Annotated in this window: 17 protein-coding genes and 1 pseudogene; 10 read left to right on the plus strand and 8 right to left on the minus strand. The window is 71.2% G+C overall.

Annotated features, from left to right (window positions below):
- A pseudogene (locus VE172_RS06140) lies at window positions 1-413 on the plus strand (hypothetical protein); the annotation flags it as partial.
- Between the two features lie 91 nt (window positions 414-504).
- A complete protein-coding gene (locus tag VE172_RS06145) occupies window positions 505-1,350 on the plus strand; it encodes an aldo/keto reductase (RefSeq protein WP_349258272.1) in 846 nt (281 codons plus the stop codon).
- Here VE172_RS06145 and VE172_RS06150 read toward each other — a convergent pair.
- The gene (locus tag VE172_RS06150; RefSeq protein WP_324798636.1) at window positions 1,310-2,524 is read right to left on the minus strand and encodes an MFS transporter; all 1,215 of its coding nucleotides are present in this window, start codon (window positions 2,522-2,524) and stop codon (window positions 1,310-1,312) included. The two genes, VE172_RS06145 and VE172_RS06150, sit on opposite strands and share 41 nt — an antisense overlap.
- Before the next feature lie 99 nt (window positions 2,525-2,623).
- Here VE172_RS06150 and VE172_RS06155 point away from each other — a divergent pair, with 99 nt between their 5' ends.
- The gene (locus tag VE172_RS06155) at window positions 2,624-3,709 is read left to right on the plus strand and encodes a helix-turn-helix domain-containing protein (RefSeq protein WP_324798639.1); all 1,086 of its coding nucleotides are present in this window, start codon (window positions 2,624-2,626) and stop codon (window positions 3,707-3,709) included.
- A gap of 1 nt (window position 3,710) precedes the next feature.
- Here VE172_RS06155 and VE172_RS06160 read toward each other — a convergent pair whose 3' ends face one another.
- Both VE172_RS06160 and VE172_RS06165 read right to left on the minus strand, forming a co-directional pair.
- A complete protein-coding gene (locus VE172_RS06160) occupies window positions 3,711-5,174 on the minus strand; it encodes an FAD-dependent monooxygenase (protein WP_324798641.1) in 1,464 nt (487 codons plus the stop codon).
- A 164-nt stretch (window positions 5,175-5,338) separates the two neighbouring features.
- Window positions 5,339-6,004, minus strand: a complete 666-nt coding sequence (locus VE172_RS06165; RefSeq protein ID WP_324798644.1) for a hypothetical protein — start codon at window positions 6,002-6,004, stop codon at window positions 5,339-5,341.
- 187 nt (window positions 6,005-6,191) lie between these two features.
- On the opposite strand from VE172_RS06165, the gene VE172_RS06170 reads away from it, so the two are divergent.
- From VE172_RS06170 to VE172_RS06190, 5 genes are all read left to right on the plus strand, one after another.
- A complete protein-coding gene (locus VE172_RS06170) occupies window positions 6,192-8,984 on the plus strand; it encodes an AfsR/SARP family transcriptional regulator (protein ID WP_324798647.1) in 2,793 nt (930 codons plus the stop codon).
- Window positions 8,985-9,153: 169 nt separating this feature from the next.
- Window positions 9,154-9,498, plus strand: a complete 345-nt coding sequence (locus VE172_RS06175; protein WP_349258273.1) for a YciI family protein — start codon at window positions 9,154-9,156, stop codon at window positions 9,496-9,498.
- A complete protein-coding gene (locus VE172_RS06180) occupies window positions 9,495-10,640 on the plus strand; it encodes an RNA polymerase sigma factor (protein ID WP_324798652.1) in 1,146 nt (381 codons plus the stop codon). Before VE172_RS06175 ends, VE172_RS06180 begins: the two co-directional genes overlap by 4 nt.
- Before the next feature lie 200 nt (window positions 10,641-10,840).
- Window positions 10,841-11,911 carry an NADH:flavin oxidoreductase gene (locus VE172_RS06185; protein WP_349258274.1) on the plus strand — a complete coding sequence of 357 codons (1,071 nt, stop codon included), beginning with the start codon at window positions 10,841-10,843 and terminating at the stop codon, window positions 11,909-11,911.
- A gap of 179 nt (window positions 11,912-12,090) precedes the next feature.
- The gene (locus tag VE172_RS06190) at window positions 12,091-12,555 is read left to right on the plus strand and encodes a flavin reductase family protein (protein WP_324798656.1); all 465 of its coding nucleotides are present in this window, start codon (window positions 12,091-12,093) and stop codon (window positions 12,553-12,555) included.
- 7 nt (window positions 12,556-12,562) lie between these two features.
- Here VE172_RS06190 and VE172_RS06195 read toward each other — a convergent pair whose 3' ends face one another.
- The 3 genes from VE172_RS06195 to VE172_RS06205 all read right to left on the minus strand — a co-directional run bounded on the left by VE172_RS06195 (window position 12,563) and on the right by VE172_RS06205 (window position 14,720).
- A complete protein-coding gene (locus tag VE172_RS06195) occupies window positions 12,563-13,678 on the minus strand; it encodes a serine hydrolase domain-containing protein (protein WP_324798660.1) in 1,116 nt (371 codons plus the stop codon).
- 102 nt (window positions 13,679-13,780) lie between these two features.
- Window positions 13,781-14,218 carry a DUF6924 domain-containing protein gene (locus VE172_RS06200; RefSeq protein ID WP_324798663.1) on the minus strand — a complete coding sequence of 146 codons (438 nt, stop codon included), beginning with the start codon at window positions 14,216-14,218 and terminating at the stop codon, window positions 13,781-13,783.
- Window positions 14,219-14,243: 25 nt separating this feature from the next.
- Window positions 14,244-14,720, minus strand: coding sequence for a GbsR/MarR family transcriptional regulator (locus VE172_RS06205; protein ID WP_324798665.1), 477 nt, complete (start codon window positions 14,718-14,720; stop codon window positions 14,244-14,246).
- A gap of 90 nt (window positions 14,721-14,810) precedes the next feature.
- Between VE172_RS06205 and VE172_RS06210 the strand changes: the two genes are divergently transcribed.
- Entirely contained in the window at window positions 14,811-15,623 is an 813-nt protein-coding gene (locus VE172_RS06210) for a class I SAM-dependent methyltransferase (protein WP_324798669.1), read from the plus strand.
- Between the two features lie 13 nt (window positions 15,624-15,636).
- Here VE172_RS06210 and VE172_RS06215 read toward each other — a convergent pair whose 3' ends face one another.
- Window positions 15,637-16,524, minus strand: coding sequence for a DUF2797 domain-containing protein (locus tag VE172_RS06215; RefSeq protein WP_324798671.1), 888 nt, complete (start codon window positions 16,522-16,524; stop codon window positions 15,637-15,639).
- A 106-nt stretch (window positions 16,525-16,630) separates the two neighbouring features.
- Between VE172_RS06215 and VE172_RS06220 the strand changes: the two genes are divergently transcribed.
- On the plus strand, window positions 16,631-17,923 hold the full coding sequence (locus tag VE172_RS06220; protein ID WP_324798673.1) for an aspartate aminotransferase family protein: 1,293 nt from the start codon (window positions 16,631-16,633) through the stop codon (window positions 17,921-17,923).
- On the opposite strand, the gene VE172_RS06225 is transcribed toward VE172_RS06220, so the two are convergent.
- Window positions 17,895-18,809, minus strand: coding sequence for a GNAT family N-acetyltransferase (locus tag VE172_RS06225; RefSeq protein ID WP_324798676.1), 915 nt, complete (start codon window positions 18,807-18,809; stop codon window positions 17,895-17,897). The two genes, VE172_RS06220 and VE172_RS06225, sit on opposite strands and share 29 nt — an antisense overlap.
- Between the last annotated feature and the right edge of the window lie 54 nt (window positions 18,810-18,863).

The raw sequence follows: 18,863 nt of genomic DNA on the forward strand, positions 1-18,863 counted from the left end.
CCGCGACCCGCCGCGCCGCCGCCGCCGACGTCGAACGTGACGTGGCCCGCCAGGCCGCCGCGGCCTCCGAACGGCAGCGCCTTGACGCGGTGGCGACGGCCGCGGTCGCCGCCGCCGAACGCGACCGTGCCAAGTCCGAACTGGACGAATCCGCGCGCACTCACGCCGCGCGCCTCGCCGAGTCCAACGCCCAAACCGAAGCCGCCCAACAGGAAACGGCCACCGTCCGTCAAGTCGCCGACGGCCTCCGCCAGGAACTGGCCGCCGCGCAACACCGCGCCGCGTCCCTGTCCGAACGCCTGGAGGAACTGCGCACCCACGTCACCCAACTCGGCGCCGAGGCCGCCACCTGGAGGGACCGCGCCGTGGCCGCCGAAGCCACCACCCGAGCCCGCGAACGGGAGGGGGAGTAACAGCGGTCCCTCCCGCGCGCCGCGAAACGTCCGTAACGTCGACAGCGTGAGCGAGACGAACCAGTTCACGGAGTTGAACAACGGCGTGCGGATGCCGCTGCTGGGTTTCGGGGTGTTCCAGACCCCGCCCGCCGAGACGCGGGACGCGGTCGCCGAGGCGCTGCGAACCGGCTACCGTCTCGTCGACACCGCCGCGGCCTACGGCAACGAACGCGAGGTCGGCCAGGCCATCGGCGACTCCGGGATCGACCGCGACGAGGTGTTCATCGAGACGAAGGTCTGGATCTCCGACTTCGGCTACGACGAGACGCTGCACGCCTTCGACAAGTCCGCCGGGAAGCTCGGCGTCGAGGTGCTCGACTTGTTCATCCTGCATCAGGCCCTGCCCACCGCGTTCACCACGACGATCGCGGCGTATCGGGCCCTGGAGAAACTGCTCGCCGACGGGAGGGTGCGCGCGATCGGCGTCTCCAACTTCATGCCCGACCACCTCGCCCGGCTCATGGAGAACGCGGGGGTGGTCCCGGCCGTCAACCAGGTCGAGGTCCATCCCTACTTCGCCCAACCCGACGTCCAGGCCGCCGACGCCGCCCGCGACATCCTCACCCAGGCATGGTCGCCGATCGGCGGCATCACGTCCTACCGCGACACCGGGACCGGCTCGGTCTTCGACGATCCCGTCATCACCGACATCGCCGCCGCACACCGCAAGAGCCCCGCGCAGGTGATGCTGCGCTGGCACCTCCAGGCCGGGCGCTCGGCGATTCCGAAGTCGGTCAAGGCGCACCGCATCGCCGAGAACTTCGACGTCTTCGACTTCGCGCTCACCGCCGAGCAGATCAAGTCCATCGACGACCTCGACACCGGCGTGCGCGGCGGCCCCGAGCCCGACGACGTCACCCTCGAGGCGTACGGCCGCGACATCCCCGAGGCGTGACGGCGGCCGCGGACACCAGCGTCGCGGCGGCGAGGCTTCCCCACAGGGCGGCCTCGCCGTGGGAGGCGAGGGCGGTGATGACCGCCGGGGAGACGGCGAGGCCGAAGCCCGTGGACAGCTGGAAGCGGGCGAGGGCGCGCCCCAGGACATGGGCCGGGGCGAGGGCGGTGACGAGCGCGGTGGCGCTGCCGGCGTAGATGATCTCGCCGATGGTGCCGACCACGGACACCGCGGCGATGGCCGGGGCGGCCCAGCCGGGCGCCAGTGCGGTGGCCGCGAGGAAGCCGAGGTAGGACGCGGCGATCACCACCCCGGCGAGGGCCAGCACGGTCCGCCGGGCGAAGCGGGACATCACGACGGTGACCGGGACCTGCAGGGTGACCACCAGCACCGTGTTCGCCACGACGATGGCCGCCGCCCACACCGGCGATACGTGCAACTGTGTCACCAGGACCAGGGGCAGCGCGATTTCGGTGATGTTGAGGCAGAAGACGTAGACCACGTTGGCGGCCAGCAGCGCGCCCATCCGAGGTGCGGGCGCGTCGTCGCCGTCCTCGGCCGGACCCGTGGCCGGATGCGCGCGCAGGTGAACCGACCACGCCAGGGCCGCCGCGGTGAGATAGGCGAGCCCGGTGCCGCCCGCCAGCGCCTGCAACGCGGTGGTGCCGCCCGCCAGGCACGCGGTGGCGAGGAGGGCGCCCGCGCCCAGTCCGGCGTTGCGCAGGGCGCGGCCCCCCGCCAGAGCGGCGTCGCGTTCGCGGCCGTGGGCGACCGTGGCGACCAGGGCGGCGTGGGCGGCCGGCCATGCCTGGTTGCCGATGCCGATGAAGAGTGCCGCCGCCGCGAACGGCCAGACGTGCCCCGGCGGGGTGGCCAGCAGCAGCGCCACGCCCAGCACCCGCACCAGCATCGACGCCGCAACGACCGTGCTGCGCGCTCCCCGGTCCAGCCACCGTCCGACGGCGGGCATGCACCCCAGACCCGCCACGGCGCCGACCGTCAAGGCGATGCCGGTGGCCGACGCGGGCAGCCTCAGCACCGTCACCCCGTAGAGCAGCAGGAAGGGCCGCAGCAGGCCGGTACCGAGCGCGTCCACGGCCAGGGCGGCGGCGTAGCGGGGGCCCCCGGAGGCGCGGACGAGGGCGCGCGGCCGGATCTTGGTGGTGGTTGCCATGGCGCCAACGGTGCGTTCGGCCGCCGCGATGGCCGCGTCGGTTGACAAGGTCCGTCAACCGACGCGGCCATCGGCCGTCCGGCCGGTGATGATGGGGGGATGACGCTGAGGATCGACATCGACGGCCCGCCGGCCGAACGACTGCGGTTCGCCGCCTCCCCGCTGGCGGAGCTGACGGCGATGCTGCACGTCCTGGCCGAACCCGCGCATCACCCGCGGCACGCCGACTGGGCCGGGGACGTGTGGGCCGGGCTGCGGCCGGAGCTGGCCGAACGGCTCAGGGAGGCGGAGTTCCTCTGGCGTTCCTCGCGCGCCGACTTCCTGGTCCCCGCCCGTCCCCGGCGGACCCTCGCCGAGGAGTTGGACGATGTCGACCGGATCGACGACGAGACCTACGTGACCTCCGCGCTCATCACCACGTGCGGCAGCGACCGGGTCCACTTCGCCGCGCCGTCGCCGCTGGCCGACGCGACGGCGCGCGAGCGGGCCTTGAATCTGGCCCAGGCCCGCGGCGCGTTGCAGGAGGCCTTCGCGGAACGGCTGCTGGCGGACCCGGCCGCCGTGCGGCAACGGGTGCGCCACACCCTCGAACAGTGCGCCGAGGCGTTCTTCGACACCGCCTGGACGGGGGTGGCCGTGCAACTGGCCACCGACCTGCGCCTGAAGAACGACCTCATGAAGCGCCGGGGCATCGAGGCGGCGCTCGCGTCGGTGTCCAGCGCCATCACCCTGACGCCGGACGGCAACCGCATCATCGTGGACAAGTTGCAGGACAAGGCGACGTCCGCGCACGGCGCTCGAGTCACCTTCCTTCCCAGCGTCTTCGGACGCCCGCACCTGGTCATGGTCCACGCGCCGGGGTGGCAGCCGGTGGTGCAGTACCCCGTGGCCGAGGCGGGCCCGGCGGAGCCGGTGTCGCTGAAGACGGTGACGCTTCGGCTGGAGGCGCTGTCGCATCCGGTGCGGCTGCGGCTGCTGCGCACCCTGGCCCGCGGCCCGCACACCACCGGTGAGCTGGCCAACGCCTGGGAGCTTTCACCACCGGAGGTTTCCCGCCACCTCGCCGTCCTGCGCCGCGCGGGCCTGCTCACGGCCCGGCGGCAGGGCCGTTACGTCCGCTACTCCCTCAATCTGTCGAACGTGACGGCGCTGGGGGGCGACCTGCTGGCGGCCGTACTGCGCTGATTCACTTGGCGGGCTTGCCGAACCAGCGGGTGAGGTGGTCGTCCAGGTCCCGCTGGTCGTCGCCGATCCAGGCGACGTGGCCGTCGGGGCGCAGCAGGACGCACGGAGCATCCAGCGCCGCGGTGGGATCGGCGAGGTGGTCGACCCGGTCGGACCATCCGTCGATGCTCAGCCGGTCGGTGCGATCCAGCAGCAGGCCGCGGCCGCGGTGCAGCAGGTCGTAGAGGCGGCCGGGTTTCACGTCGATGTCGGGCAGGCGGCGTCCGAGCAGGTCGGGGCCCTCGCCGAGGTCGTAGCGGATGCCGATCGCGGTGATCTTCTCCATCAGGAAGCGGTTCACGTCGTCGAAGTCCATCAGCTCGGTGAACAGCCTGCGCACCGCCCGCGGGCCCGGTTCGGTGGACAGCAGTTCCATCTGGGCCCGGGTGTTGTCCAGGACGTCCGCGGCGACCGGGTGGCGTTCGGCGTGGTAGGTGTCCAGCAGGGTCTGGGGCGCCCGGCCGCGCAGCTGGGCGGCGAGTTTCCAGCCGAGGTTGAACGCGTCCTGGACGCCCAGGTTGAGGCCCTGTCCGCCGATGGGCGGGTGGATGTGTGCCGCGTCGCCGGCCAGCAGCACCCGTCCGACGCGATAGCTTGCGGCCAGCCGGGTGGCGTCCCCGAAGCGGGACAACCAGCGCGGGGAGTGCACGCCGAAGTCGGTGCCGGCGATGGCGCGCAGCTGTTGCCGGAAGTCTTCGAGGGTGGGCGGTTGCGCCCGGTCGCCGACTCCCGCGGCGGGGACGACGGCGCGGTACAGCCCGCCGCCGAAGGGCGCGAGGCTGAAGGTCCTGTTGGTCTCGCGGATCTCGGCCGCCTTGGCGGCGATCTCCTCGTGCGGCACACCCACTTCCAGCTCGCCCATCAGCGTTTCGGCCCGCGAGGGCTCGCCGTCGAAGCCGACGCCCAGCCGTTTGCGCACCGTGCTGCGGGCGCCGTCGCAGCCGACGAGATAGCGCGACCGCAGTCGTTGGCCGTCGGCCAGTTCGACGGTCACGCCCTCGTCGTCCTGCTCGACGTTCGCCACCGCGCTGCCGTGCCGGATCCGCGCGCCGAGGGCGATCGCGTGTTCGGCGAGCAGGTTGACGATGACCGGCTGCGGGATGCCCAACAGGTAGTTGTGCGCGGAGTCCACGCCAGGCGGCGCGGGTTTGTTGATGGCGGCGAAGAATCCGGCGGCCGGACGCTGCCTGGCGTTGTCGCGGACGCGATCCAGCAGTCCGCGCATCGCCAGCTGCTCGATGGTGCGAATGTGCAGACCGACGATGCGGACGAACGACGCGGGCTCGGTCTCCTGTTCCAGAACGAGTACCCGCACATCGTGGAGCCGCAGTTCGGCGGCCAGCATCGCGCCGGTCGGGCCGCATCCGGCGATGATCACATCGGCGTCGAGGGGCGCGCGGTCGGCGGTGGAATGTGAAGCGTGCATAGGTCTTGCCTTTCGGGAATGCCTTGTTGGCGAGGCACTCCCGGCGACACCTACGTCAATCGCCCGACCGAGACGCGAAGGGGGAGCACCCACATCGATACTTGGTTCATGGGGCTCACCTCCTCAGGTGGAGTCGCGGTCGATTGCAAACTACCAGCCGGCCGTCAGCCGTTGTCCTTGGGCGTGGGGACCTTGACGCACGGCGACAGCTCGGGGACCGAGACGCCCTGGCCGTCACTGTCCCTTGTGGAGGCACACAGCTCCCAGCTGAGGTCCTTCTCGTCGTCGGAGACGGTCAGGGCGATGGCCCCGATCATGGTTTCCTTGGCCTCCAGGCGACCGCCGCTGTACAGGGCCTCCTGCCACTTGTGGTCGAACCACTCGTTGTCGGCGACCGATTCGAGCATCGTGGTGGGGGTGGGGGTCCCGTAGCAGTAGCCGCGGTCGGGGTACTCGCAGTTGCCGCCCTTGGTCCGCATCCCGAGGGAGGTGGGGTTCAGGAAGGCGTCCGCGGCGGCGCGGTCGTCCACCTCGGGGGTCGCCGCGACGTAGGCGACCAGGAAGTGGGAGCCGGTTTGCGCCGACTTGCCGGCGATCTCGGGCTTCCAGGCCGCGTCGATGACCTTCAGCTTCATGCCGACCGCCTCGGCCGTGTCGTTGAACAGCAGCTCCTTGCCCTTGAAGTCCTCGAACTTCGTGTACGTCGGACCGCCCGAGCTCGACGAGGCGTTCGAGTCGCCGCCGCCGGACGACGAACCGTCGGCGCTCTTGCATGCCGTCAACGCGACGAGACACGCCAACGCCAGGACGGACAACTTTCGAATGGACATGCGGTTTCCTTCAGGTCAGCCAGTTGGGGCCCGCATGGATCATCGCCGAACGTGGCTTCAGAACGGCTTCACCGACGTCCGGCCGACGCCGAGGAACCGGGCACGCGCCCCCGCGTCACCGGAAATTTATCGAAATGCACCCGATCAACCCGGGGTTTCCCCCGATCCGTCGGATTTAATTGGCGATGTGACAGCCGACGGCCGTGTGGAGTTCGGTGTGCTGGGGCCGTTGCGGATCGCCTCGGGTGACACCGAGCTGGAGGTCACCTCGTCCCAATCCCGCGTGTTCCTCGCCTTGTTGGTGCTCAACGCGGGACACCAGGTGACCCTGTACGCGTTGGCGGACGCCATCTGGGGCGTGTCGCTTCCCAAGAACCCGCGCCGCGCCGCGCAGTTGTGCGCGGTTCGGGTGCGGGCGCGGCTGGAGGAGATCGGCGCCGCCGACCGCGTCGTCACCTGCCCCGACGGCTACCGGCTCGACGTGGCCGCCGAGCACACCGACGTGGGGCGGTTCCGGAAATGGTTGCGCGCGGCCGATTCCGCTGCCGCCGACGACGATGCCGACGGCGAGCTGGCGGCGGTGACCTCGGCCCTCGAGCAGTGGCGCGGCGACGCCCTGGCGGACGTGTCGTCCGACGTCCTGCAGCGCGAGATGGCGCCGGGGCTGGCGGAGCAGCGGCTGAGTCTGGTGGAGCGCCGCATCGATCTGTTGCTGCGGCGGGAGAACGCCGCCGACCTGGTGGACGAGTTGGTGACGCTGACGGCGCGGCATCCGTTGCGGGAGCGGCTGTGGGGGCAGTTGATGGAGTCGCTGCAGCGGTGCGGCAGACGAACCGAGGCCCTGAACGCCTTCCACCGCTACCGGTTGCGGCTGCGCGAGGAGTTCGGCATCGACCCGAGCCCGAGGCTTCGGGCGCTGCACACCACGATCCTGACCAGCCGCACCGACGCCGAGCCCGCGGCGGCGAGCGTTTCGCTGCCCGTGCCGCGCGAGCTGCCGTCCGACACGGCGGCGTTCGCGGGGCGGGCCGCCGAACTGTCCCAACTGGACGCGCTGATGCCCGCCATGGACGCCTCGGCGGGCCCCGTGGTCGCCGTCGTGACGGGAACCGCCGGCGTCGGCAAGTCCACGCTGGTGGTGCACTGGGCGCGCCGCAACGCCGAGGAATTCGGCGACGGGCAGTTGTTCGTCAACATGCGCGGCTACCACCCCGCCCAGGCCGTGTCGCCCGAACGCGTCCTGGCGCGATTCCTGCGCGCCCTGGGGGTGCGGGGCGAGGACATCCCCGACGACGTCGACGAACGCGCCGCCATGTACCGCTCCATCATGGATGGCAGGCGCATGCTCGTGGTGCTGGACAACGTGAACTCCAGCGACCAGGTGCGTCCGCTGCTACCCAGCAGCGCGGGCAGCCTGGTCCTCGTCACCAGCCGCGACGTCCTGCTGAGCCTGATCGTCACCGACGGCGCCCGACGCATCAACCTGGACCTTCCCAGCATCACCGACGCCCGCAAGATGCTGGCCAGGCGCGTGGGCGGCGAACGCCTGAGCACCGAACCCGGCGCCGGCGACGACATCATCGCCGCCAGCGCCCGGCTCCCGCTGGCCATCGCGATCGCCGCCGCCCGCGCCGCCACCAACCACGACTCGAGGCTGGCAACCGTTGCCGCGCAACTGAAGGAGGGGCTCGACGCCTTCGACACCGCCTCGACGACCACCGACGTGCGCTCGGTGTTCTCGTGGTCGTACCGCGCCCTGAGCCCCGAGGCGGCCCGGCTGCTGCGGCTGCTCGGCCTGCACCCCGGGCCCGACCTGACGTGTGCTGCGGCGGCCAGTCTCGTTGGCGTGCCACCGAAACAGGCCGACCACCTGCTCGCCGAGCTCGCACGCGCCAACCTGCTCACCGAGCACGTCCCCGGCCGCTACGCGCTCCACGACCTGATGCGCGAATACGCCGTCGAGTTGGTGTCGGCCAACGAAACCCACGCCGAGCGCGACCTCGCCGGCCGACGGCTCCTCGATCATTACCTGCACACGGGCTACGCGGCGGCGATCGCCATCAATCCACGTCGCACGGACATCACGCTGGACGAGATGGCGCCCGCGGTGCACCCCGAGGAGCCGGTGGACCGCGACACGGCGATGGAGTGGTTCTCGTCCGAGCGCGAGGTGATGCTGGCCGCCCTGGACTGGGCGTCGGGCGCCGGATACGACAGCCAGGTCGGCCAGCTGGTGAGGGTGTTCGCCGGATACCTTGAGCGGCAAGGATTCTGGACCCAACTGATCGGCTGCTATCAGGCCGCGATCGCCGCCGCCGAACGGCTCGGCGAACCGATTCCGCAGGCGCGCGCCCACCGCGGCCTCGGCGTGATGTACGCCAGGATGTCGCGGGCCGACGACGCGTACCGCCACCTCGCCCGGGCGCTGGACCTGTACCGCGACGCCGACCACCTCAACGGCCAGGCGCGCACCGAGACGTCCCTGGCGCTGCTTCGCGAACAGCAACACCGTTACCCCGAGGCCCTCGAACACGCGCGGCGCGCCCTCGAGGTGCGCGAGCGGATGGACGACGGCGCCGCCTACGCCGACGTGCTCAACACCGTCGGTTGGTGCCACGCGCTGCTGGGCCAGTACGAGCTGGCCCTGGACCACGCCGTGCGGGCGCTGGCCAAGCACCAGGAGATCGACAACCCCGTCGGGCAGGCCGCCACCTTGGACACCATCGGCTATGCCCATCACCATCTGGGAAACTACGCCGAGGCCATCGACAGCTACCACAAGGCCGTTGGCGCGAGCCAGCAGCTGGGGGACCGCTACCATACGGCCGTCAGCCTGATCAACATCGGCGACTGCTACGAGGCGATGGGGGACCGCGCCTCGTGCCACGACGCGTGGCGCGAGGCCGAGCTGATCCTCGACGACATTCAGCATCCCGCCGCGCAGCAGGTCCGGGACAAGCTGCGCGGCGCCGCCGCGTGACGGAAAATTCTTGAAAAAGGCGCGCCGCGGATGTCGAGAACCCGATGTCGGCCGCGTCCCCGGGGTGAGCGCGGCCGACACGGGCGGCGCGACAACAAAGGAGAACAACGTGAAGTACCTGCTGCTGAAGCACTACCGGGGCGCCCCCACCGCCGTCAACGACGTGCCGATGGACAAGTGGACGCCCGACGAGGTCGACGCGCACATGCAGTTCATGTTCGACTGGGAGAACCGGCTGAAGGAAAGCGGCGAGTGGGTGGACAGCCAGGCACTGTCCACCGAGGGCGCGTTCGTGCGCTACGACGGCGAGGGGCGGCCACCGGTGACCGACGGGCCGTTCGCCGAGACCAAGGACCTCATCGCCGGGTGGGAGATCATCGACGTGGACTCGTGGGACCGCGCGGTGGAGGTGGCGGCGGAGTTGTCGGCGGCCCCGGGCGCCGGCGGCAAGCCGATCCACGAGTGGCTCGAGGTGCGTCCGTTCTACGGGGTGCCGGGTACAGTCACCGAGTGAATCCAGCCCTGATACGCGAGTTGGTGCCCGCCGTCATCGGCGTCCTCGTCCGGCGCGGAGCGGATTTCGCCTCGGCCGAGGACGCCGTCCAGGAGTCACTGATCAAGGCGCTGGAGACCTGGAACGACGACCCGCCGCGCGACCCGAAGGCGTGGCTCGTGACGGCGGCCTGGCGCAGGTTCGTCGACGCCACCCGCGCCGAGGCCGCGCGCCGCCGCCGCGAGGACCGCGTCGACGAGGAGCCCGACCCCGGCCCCGTGTCCGAACTAGACGACACGCTTCGGCTCTACTTCCTGTGCGCCCACCCGAGTCTGTCGGCGTCGTCGTCGGTCGCGCTGACGCTGCGTGCCGTCGGCGGCCTCACCACCCGCCAGATCGCCGAGGCCTACCTGGTGCCCGAGGCGACCATGGCGCAGCGCATCAGCCGCGCCAAGCGCCGCATCGCGGGGGAGCCGCTGGATCGGCCCGGCGACCTCGCCACGGTGCTGCGCGTGCTCTACCTCGTCTTCAACGAGGGCTATTCCGGCGACGTCGACCTGGCCGCCGAGGCGATCCGCCTCGCCCGCCAACTGACCACCCTGACCGACGAACCCGAGGTCGCGGGCCTGTTGGCGCTGATGCTGCTGCACCACGCGCGCCGCGCCTCGCGCACCGGCCCCGGCGGCCGACTGGTGCCATTGTCCGAACAGGACCGATCCCGGTGGGACACCCGCCTGATCACCGAGGGCGTGGTGATCCTGCAGTCCGCGCTGGCCCGCGACCGCCTGGGCGAGTTCCAGGCCCAGGCCGCCATCGCCGCGCTCCACGCCGACGCCGCCAGCGCCGCCGAAACCGACTGGCCGCAGATCGTGGAGTGGTATGACGAGCTGCTGCGCCTCACCGACAGCCCGGTGGTGCGGCTCAACCGGGCGGTGGCCGTGGGCGAGGCGGAGGGGGCGAAGGCGGGGCTGGCGGCACTGGCCGATGTGGACCCCACGGTGCCGCGCCACACGGCCGTGGAGGCGCACCTGTACGAGCGCGCCGGGGACCTGGAACGCGCCGCGCGGCTGTACGCCGAGGCGGCGGTCGCGTCCACCAGCCTGGCCGAGCACGGCCACCTCACGCGCCAGGCCGCGCGGCTCAACACGCGATCGCGCCCGTGAACCCCGGTTCGTCGAACTTCCCCGGAAAATGACCCGCCGAGATGTCGAGAACCCGTGCGCGGCTTCGTCCCTGGAGTGAAGCCGGCCGCGAAGGGCCGGATCAGACCAAGGAGAACACGTTGACCAAGCACCTGATCCTCAAGCATTACCCCGACGCGTCGGCGGCGTCGGGCAGGGCCGCGGCGGTCCTGGGCCGCCCGATGCGGTTGGGTGACCTGTCGGTCGACAACCGCATCGTGATGGCCCCCATGACCCGCCAGTGCTCGCCCGGCGGCATCCCCGGCGCCGACGTGGCCGCGTATTACGCGCGCCGCGCCGCCGGCGGCGTCGGCCTCATCATCACCGAGGGCACCTACATCGGCCACGATTCGGCGGGCAGCTCCGCCGACGTGCCACGTTTCCACGGCGACGACGCCCTGGCGGGGTGGTCGGCGGTGGCCGACGCGGTGCACGCCGCCGGCGGGGCGATCATGCCGCAGCTGTGGCACGTCGGCATGGACCGCGCCGCCGGGAGCCCGCCCGTGATGGCGGCCCCGCCGATGGGTCCCTCGGGCATCCCGCTGGACGACCGCCCGAACGGCAAGGCCATGACGCCGGCGGACCTGGACGAGGTCATCGCGGCGTTCGCCGCCGCCGCGTCCGCCGCCGAGGCCGCGGGCTTCGACGGGATCGAACTGCACGGCGCCCACGGATACCTCATCGACCAGTTCCTGTGGGGGCACACCAATCGCCGCACCGACGGCTACGGCGGGGACCTCGCCGCCCGCACCCGGTTCGCCGCCGAGATCGTGGCGGCCTGCCGCGCGGCGGTGTCGCCGGGCTTTCCGATCAGCTTCCGCATGTCGCAGTGGAAGATGGGCGCCTACCAGGCCAGGCTGGCCGACACCCCGCAGCAGCTCGACGCGCTGTTGGCGCCGCTGGCGCGCGCCGGCGTCGACGTGTTCCACTGCTCCACCCGCCGCTACTGGCTGCCCGAATTCGACGACGGCGACCTCAACCTGGCAGGCTGGGTGAAGAAGCTGACCGGCAAGCCGACCATCACGGTGGGCTCCGTCGGCCTGGCCGGCGAGTTCATCGCGTCGCTGCAGGGCGAGCAGACCACGGTCACCGCGATCGACGACCTGTTGGACCGCATGGAAAGTGACGAATGCGACATGGTCGCGGTGGGGCGGGCGCTGCTGGGCGACCCGGAATGGGCCGCCAAGACCCTCGCCGGGCGGCATGACCAGGTGACGCCGTTCGAACCCGCGGCGCTGGCCCGCCTGTACTGAGTCCACATCGCGAGGCCGCCGACTTGCCGCGCGGCCCCGCGATGTGGGAGGGTCGAAAACTGCTCGACACCACTGTTTGCAGGAGGCGAAGTGTTCGACGCTGACGGGCGGCCGCCGGTGTGACGTGTGGACAGCGCACCAGTAACGACGACCCCGTCGGCGAGACGTCGCATCAAGCGGTGACGCCCGAGGTGTTTCGGGGCATCTTCCGCCAGACGGTCAGCACGGTCGCCGTCGTCACGGCCGGGGCGACGACGCCCGTGGGGTTCACCGCCACGTCGGTGACGTCGGCGTCGGTCGACCCGCCGATGGTGGCGCTGGGTGTCTCGCACACCTCGCGGTCCTGGTCGACGATCGACGCCACCGAGCACCTCGGCGTCCACTTCCTGCGCGCCGATCAGGACGCGTGCGCGCGCCGCTTCGCCGCCAACGGCGCCGACAAGTTCGGTGCGGGGCTGGGCTGGCATTGGGGACCGCACCGCATCCCGGTGCTGGACGACTGCCTGTCGTCGCTGCTGTGCCAGATCGCCGGGCGGCTTCGGGTCTCGGAGTCCAACACGCTGATCGTGGCGCGGGTCCTGGCGGCGCGCATCGGTTCGCACGCGCCGCCGCTGACCTATCGCGACGGACGCTACAACGGCTGAGGCGCGTTCACGACATCGCCAGCGCGTACAGGTCGGCCAGCGCCTTGTCGATCGGGTGTGGCTGCGGCTTTCCGTTGGCGTCCAGCGGGTTCCAGCGTTGCCGGGTCACCGCCAGCGACACCTGGCGCCCGCCGTCGGCGCTGGTCATGGAGATGGCGCCGCCGCCCCACACCGAACCGTCGTGGCCCCAGAACGCCCCGCGCCCGGGTACGTCCTTTCTGGTCAGTCCGAGGCCGTAGTCCAGGGTGGTCCCCTCGAACGAGATCACCGGGCCGGTGCGGCGCATGTGTTCCAGCGTCGCCGGTCGCAGGATCCGGCCGTCCAGCAGCAGCCCGAAGAAGCGGTTGAGGTCGGCGACGGTGGAGATCGCCGACGCCGACGCTCCGACCCACGACATGTCGAAGACGCTGAAGTCGCGCGGCGGGTCGAACATGCCGAACCATGACTCGTAGATCCTGGGGTGCGGGCCGTCGATGTGGGTCGTGGTGGCCAGTTCGGTGTCGCGCAGACCCGCCGGGGCGATGACGTCGTCGGTGATGTGCTGTTCGGCGACGGCGCCGGTGACCTTCTCCAGCAACTGGCTCAGCAGCAGGTAGTTGGTGTTGGAGTACACGCCGGGCCGGTCGCCCGGCGCTCGAGTGGCGGGGGCCTTGACGCCCAGCGTGATCAGGTCGACGGGGTCGAAGCGGGTGAAGCGGTGGTCCTCCAGGCTTCGCGGCGTGGTGTCGGCGATGCGCGGGAACGCGGCCAGCGACGGGTAGGCGTGCGGGAGGTAGTCGGGCAGGCCGCTGGTGTGCCCGATCAGCATCCGCACCGTGATGGCGTCGCCGCGGTCGCCGGGCACCAGGTGCGGCAGGTAGTGGCCGATCGGGGTGTCGAGTCCGATATGGCCTTGTTCGACCTGGCGCAGCACGGCCACGGCGGTGAAGGTCTTGGTGATGCTGCCGACGCGGTGACGCATGTCGGCGGTGGCGGGGGCGCCGGTGTCGAGGTCGGCGATGCCCGAGGCGCCGCTGAACACGTCGTCGCCGTCGCGGATCTCGGCGAACGCGGCGGGGATTCCGGCCCGGTGCACCGCGTCCAGGGCCGCCTGGATGCGATCGGGGTCGAGTGGCTGGTTCACGGTGGTTCCTCTCGCGAAGCATTACGCTACTTTTAGTTTCGATACCGAAAGTAGCATAATTTGCCCGGGCGTCGGCATGACCCGGGCCACAGGAGGACAGGCTCAGCCGCCGAAGCCGCGGAAGATCCCGTCGTCGTCGGCGCTGTCGGCGAACTCGAAGAAGTCCATGTTGCCGATCGACAGATTGACCTCGATCGAGGCGAGCTCGGAGGGGACGCAGCGGAAGGTGCGGCCGTACTGCTCGTTCAGCGCGTTGAGGTCGGCCAACAGCAGCGGCAGATCGGGCGAGGCGATCGTGACGTCGTCGGCGGCGACGATCAGGTCGTTGTGATGGTCGGCGGCAAGCAGCTCGATCAGCCGCGGCATGGTGGCGCCCCGGTACCCGCGGTCGTCGACGTACTGGAGGCCGCGGTCGTAGTCCTCGTGGTAGCCGTCCTCGTCGGGCTCGCCGATGGCCGATCGCACCGCGGCCCAGGCGTTGTCGTCGCTGAAGTCGGTGCGGATCACCAACAGGGACTCGGACGGGGGGAGGGGGTGCATCGGAGTCCTTTGGGGATGGTGTCGATCAGGTCGTTCGGTTCTGTTGCCGACGGTGCCACTTGTCCATGGACCGCTTGATCTCCTCGCGCATGAAGTCGAAGAAGCGGCTGGTGTCGGCCAGCCTGCGCCCCGCGGCGGTGTCGGCGCCGAGGACGTGTTCGCCTTCGGCGGCAACGGTTTCCACGCGCGACAATAGCGGGTCGGTCTGGGAGACGAACTCGGCCCAGGTGCCGTCGTGGATGCGGTAGTGGTCGCGGCGGGTGCCGGGTTCGCGGCCGCGTTCGATGAGTCCGACCTGGATCAGGTACTTCACCGCCCCCGAGATCGCCGAGGCGCCGGCGCCCAGCAGCGCGGCGAGCTCGGCGGCGGAGTAGCGTCCGGCGTCGCTGATCAGGACGGCGATGTACACGCGCGCGGCCATGCGGGGCATGCCGGAGTCCACCATGATCTGGGCGAAGCGTTCGCGGTACGCGGCGACGGCGGTCTCGTCCGATCGGGACACCCGGCCTCCCCTTTTCGCGTCGTGGTCGGCGAAAGAATACGTGATTCAATCATTTCACAACATTCGTGAAATATGTGTAAAGTTGGCCGCGTGGAGGACATCGAACTCACCGGCGTCAAGCAGACCCTCAAGGTGGTCCTGCAGACCAAGGCCGTGGACAACCAACTCCCCGAACCGATCCTGGGCGACACGTACGCCGAGCAGGTGATGCGCAAGCTCGACCCCGACTACGACAAGCGCAAGGGCGGCACCAGCCAGATGGGCATGCTGGCGGTGATGCGCGCCAAGGTGCACGACGACTGGGCGCGCGCGTACCTCGCCGACCACCCCGACGCCGTGGTGGCGCACCTGGGCTGCGGCCTGGACGCCCGGGCCTATCGGGTCGACCCGCCCGCCACCGTCGAGTGGTACGACCTCGACTTCGCCGACGTCATCGAGCTGCGCCGCCGGCTGCTGCCGCCGCGCGACCACTACCACCTGATCGGCTCCAGTGTCACCGAGCTGTCCTGGTTGGACCAGATTCCGCGCGGCCGTCCCGTGGTGATGATCGCCGAGGGCCTGCTGCCGTACCTGCCCGCCGCCGACGTCAAGGCGCTCATCACCACCATTGTGGACGAGTTTCCGACCGGGCAGATCCAGTGCGACATCGTGCCGCCGTGGGTGGCGCGCACCTCGAAATACGACCCCAACCTGCGCAAACTCGACATCACGTTCCAGTCGGGTTTCGCCTCGCCCCGGGTGCTGGCCGATTGGCGCCCCGGGCTCGAGTTCGTCGACGAGGCCGACGTGAGCCACCCCGCGCAGCTGGCCCAGGCCCCGGTGCTGGTGCGCCTCACCTACGCGATGATGAACGCGCTGCCGTTCATGCGGCGCTCCTATCGGGTGGCGCGCTACCGGTTCTGACCTCCCCCGCCCGTCAGAACAGGGTGGGTACGTCGCCGGGCCGATCGGGACAGTTGACGGCGCCCAGCGTCAATCCCCGTTGCGCCCCATCGGTTTCGGCCAGGGGCCACCCGGTGAGGCGACGGGTGTCGCACAGCACCGTCGCCTCGGCGGTGGACAGCAGCAGGGCGTGCCCGGCGGCCACCAGGACGTCGCCGACCAGGGCGCCGCCGTCGGTCAGCGCCGCCAGGGGCCGGTAGCTGTCGGGCAGGTCGCCGTCGAGTCCGAACAGGGCGGTGAGGTCGACCGGGTCGACGTCCAGCCATTGGAGTCCGTCGGGGACGGAGACGCCGGTGGTGACGCGGCGCGCGGTGGCGCGCAACAGTTCCGGGGCGTCGGTGGCGTCGAAGTCCCACCAGTGCGCGATCTTGCGGTCGGCGCGCACCCGCTCCACGGCGTTCTTCGACGCCGAGATCGCCATTTCGGCGCCCCGGACGGCGGGAAGCGGCCCGGCGGCGATGAAGCTGTAGACCAGCGCGCCCTGGTCGCGCAGGCGGGCGTCGCCGCGGGCCTCGGCGGTGATGCCGACCTTGACGGTGCGGCCGCCGAACCACGCCAGGTAGAGCCGAAACGGGCGGTCGTCGCCGCTGATGTCGCCGCGGGCCAAGCGCCGTCCGGAGTCCGCCCGCGCGCACGGGCCGCATTGCGCGTCAACGGATGTCGCCGCTATGGCCTGGTCGAAGGGGCAGTCGTGGTGGCCGTCGCCGCGGCTCCACCACCCGACGCACCGCCGCGGCCCCGTCACGCGCACGGCGACGCGCGAGCCGGGCCCGGCGTCCTGGGCGGCGTCGTTCGACAGATGCAGGCGGGCACCGCCGTTGCCCCACACCAGTCCGCCGGAGAGCGCGTTCTTTCCCGTCACCACCCATCTATATACCAGGCGGCTGTGACGGCGGCGAAGTGTTGCGCCCGGCGGTGTGCGGGGCCGATAATCGGGCGGACTGTTGAGATTCCTCGAAGGGAGGGCCATGGATCCCAAGACGTTGGCCGATCGGCACCGCGCGGTGCTGCCGCGGTGGGTGAGCCCGATGTACGGCGAGCCGATGGAGTTCGCCTCGGCGTCGGGGCGGCGGGTCGTCGACACCGAAGGAAAGTCCTATCTGGATTTCTTCGGGGGTGTGCTGACCACCAGCGTCGGCTATGACATTCCCGAGATCCGCGAGGCGGTGGAGCGGCAGCTGTCCACCGGGGTGGTGCACACCTCGACGCTGTACCTGATCCGCAACCAGGTGCTGTTGGCGGAGAAGATCGCCGCGGTGTCGGGCATCGCCGACGCCAAGGTGTTCCTGGCCAACAGCGGCTCCGAGGCGACCGAGACCGCGCTGCTGCTGGCCACGCAGTACCGCCGCAGCAACCAGATCCTGGCGATGCGCAACAGCTACCACGGGCGGACGTTCGGCGCCGTCGGCGTCACGGGCAACCGCGGCTGGTCGGCGTCGAGCTACACGCCCTTCGACGTGAGTTACCTGCATTCGGGCGACCGTTTGCGGGGCCTGCTGGCGGGGGCGTCGGACGCGGAGTACACCGAGCGGGCCATCGCCGATCTGCGCGAGGTGCTGGACACCACGACCTCGGGCGACGTGGCGTGCCTGATCGCCGAGCCGATCCAGGGCGTGGGCGGTTTCGTCATGCCGCCCGACGGCTACTTCGGCGCGGTGAAGGAGGTGCTGGACGACCACGGCATCCTGTGGATCAGCGACGAGGTGCAGACCGGGTGGGGACGCACCGGCGAGCACTTCTGGGGGTACCAGGCCCACGGCGCCACGCCCGACATCCTCACCTTCGCCAAGGGCATCGGCAACGGGTTCGCGCTCGGCGGGGTGGTGGCGCGCGCGGAGGTGATGGACTGCCTTCAGGCGGTGTCGTTCAACACCTTCGGTGGCAACCCGTTCGCCGCCGCGGCGGGCATCGCGGTGCTGGATTACCTGCTGGACAACGACCTGCAGGCCAACGCCGCGCGCACCGGCGCCATCATCCATCGTGGCCTGAACGAGGCGGCGCGCCGGTCGCCGATCGTGGCGCAGGTGCGCGGCAAGGGCCTGATGATCGCCATCGAGTTCGTCGCGGCGGGCACGCGGCGCCCCGACCCGGCCGCGGCGCTGCGGGTCGTGGAGGCGTGCAAACGCGACGGCCTGTTGGTCGGCAAGGGCGGCCTGTACGGCAACGTGATTCGGATGGGCCCGCCGTTGAGCCTCACCGAGGACGAGGCCGCCGAGGGCCTGGCGATCCTCGTCAACGCGATCGCGGAGGCGGGTCGCTGAGGGCCTTGGACCACACGGTGGTGGCGCGCTCGATGGCCATGCCGACGCGCTGATACAGCGCCAGGGCCCCGGTGTCCGAGTGCGTCCACAGTGTGCAGTGGCGGTGGCCGTGGGCGGCGAACGCCGCGAAGGCGTGGCGCAGCAGGGCCGTGGCGATGCCGCGCCCGCGGTGCTCGCGCGACACGGCGAGGCTTTCGATGTAGCCCTCGCCGCGCTCGGGGATCATCAGGCCGATGGCGGCGCCGACGAGGGCGTCGCCATCGAAGGCCATGGGCGAGGCCCAGGGCGCGAAGCTGGAGCGCCCGACGGTATGCCGCGCCCATTCCTGATAGGACAGGCGGCGGGGGTTCCAGTCGGCGAACGCGTCCTGGGTGACGCGGTGCGCCGCGGCACCGTCGGCGGGGTCGTAGGCGCGGATGGTGACGGGTCCGGCCTCGGCGGGTGGCTGGCCGTCGGTGTCGATGCCGAGCATCCAGGAGGTGACCTTGGGCCGGTATCCGTGGGCGCGCACCAGTGCGGTGGCGGCGGCATCGAGGTCGGGCACGGACTGGACGATGGCGGCGGTGCCCGCGTCGCGGGCGCGGTTTTCGGCCCACTCCAACAGGGCGCCGCCGAGTCCGCGACCGCGATGCTCGGGGTGGACGGTGACATCGCTGCGGCGATTCACCCAGGCCCAGGCGGCCGGCGCACCCGTCGGGTCGGCGACGACGACGGTGTCGGCGGCCAGGTCGATGCCGTCGCGGGCGAACACCGCGACGATGTCGTCGCGGTCGGTCTCGACGCGCCCCAGGATCTGGAGCTGGCTGGCGGCCTCGACGGCGTGGATGGCGTCGACGTCGTCGCCGGTGGCGGGGCGGGCATGGTACCCGGGGGCAAGCGCGAGCATGACGACCCTTCGGCAGCGGCGGCGGGAGGCGTTCAGTCTCGGCGACGCGGCGGC

It is taken from the genome of Stackebrandtia sp. (genome assembly GCF_035643755.1).
Taxonomy (GTDB): domain Bacteria; phylum Actinomycetota; class Actinomycetes; order Mycobacteriales; family Micromonosporaceae; genus Stackebrandtia.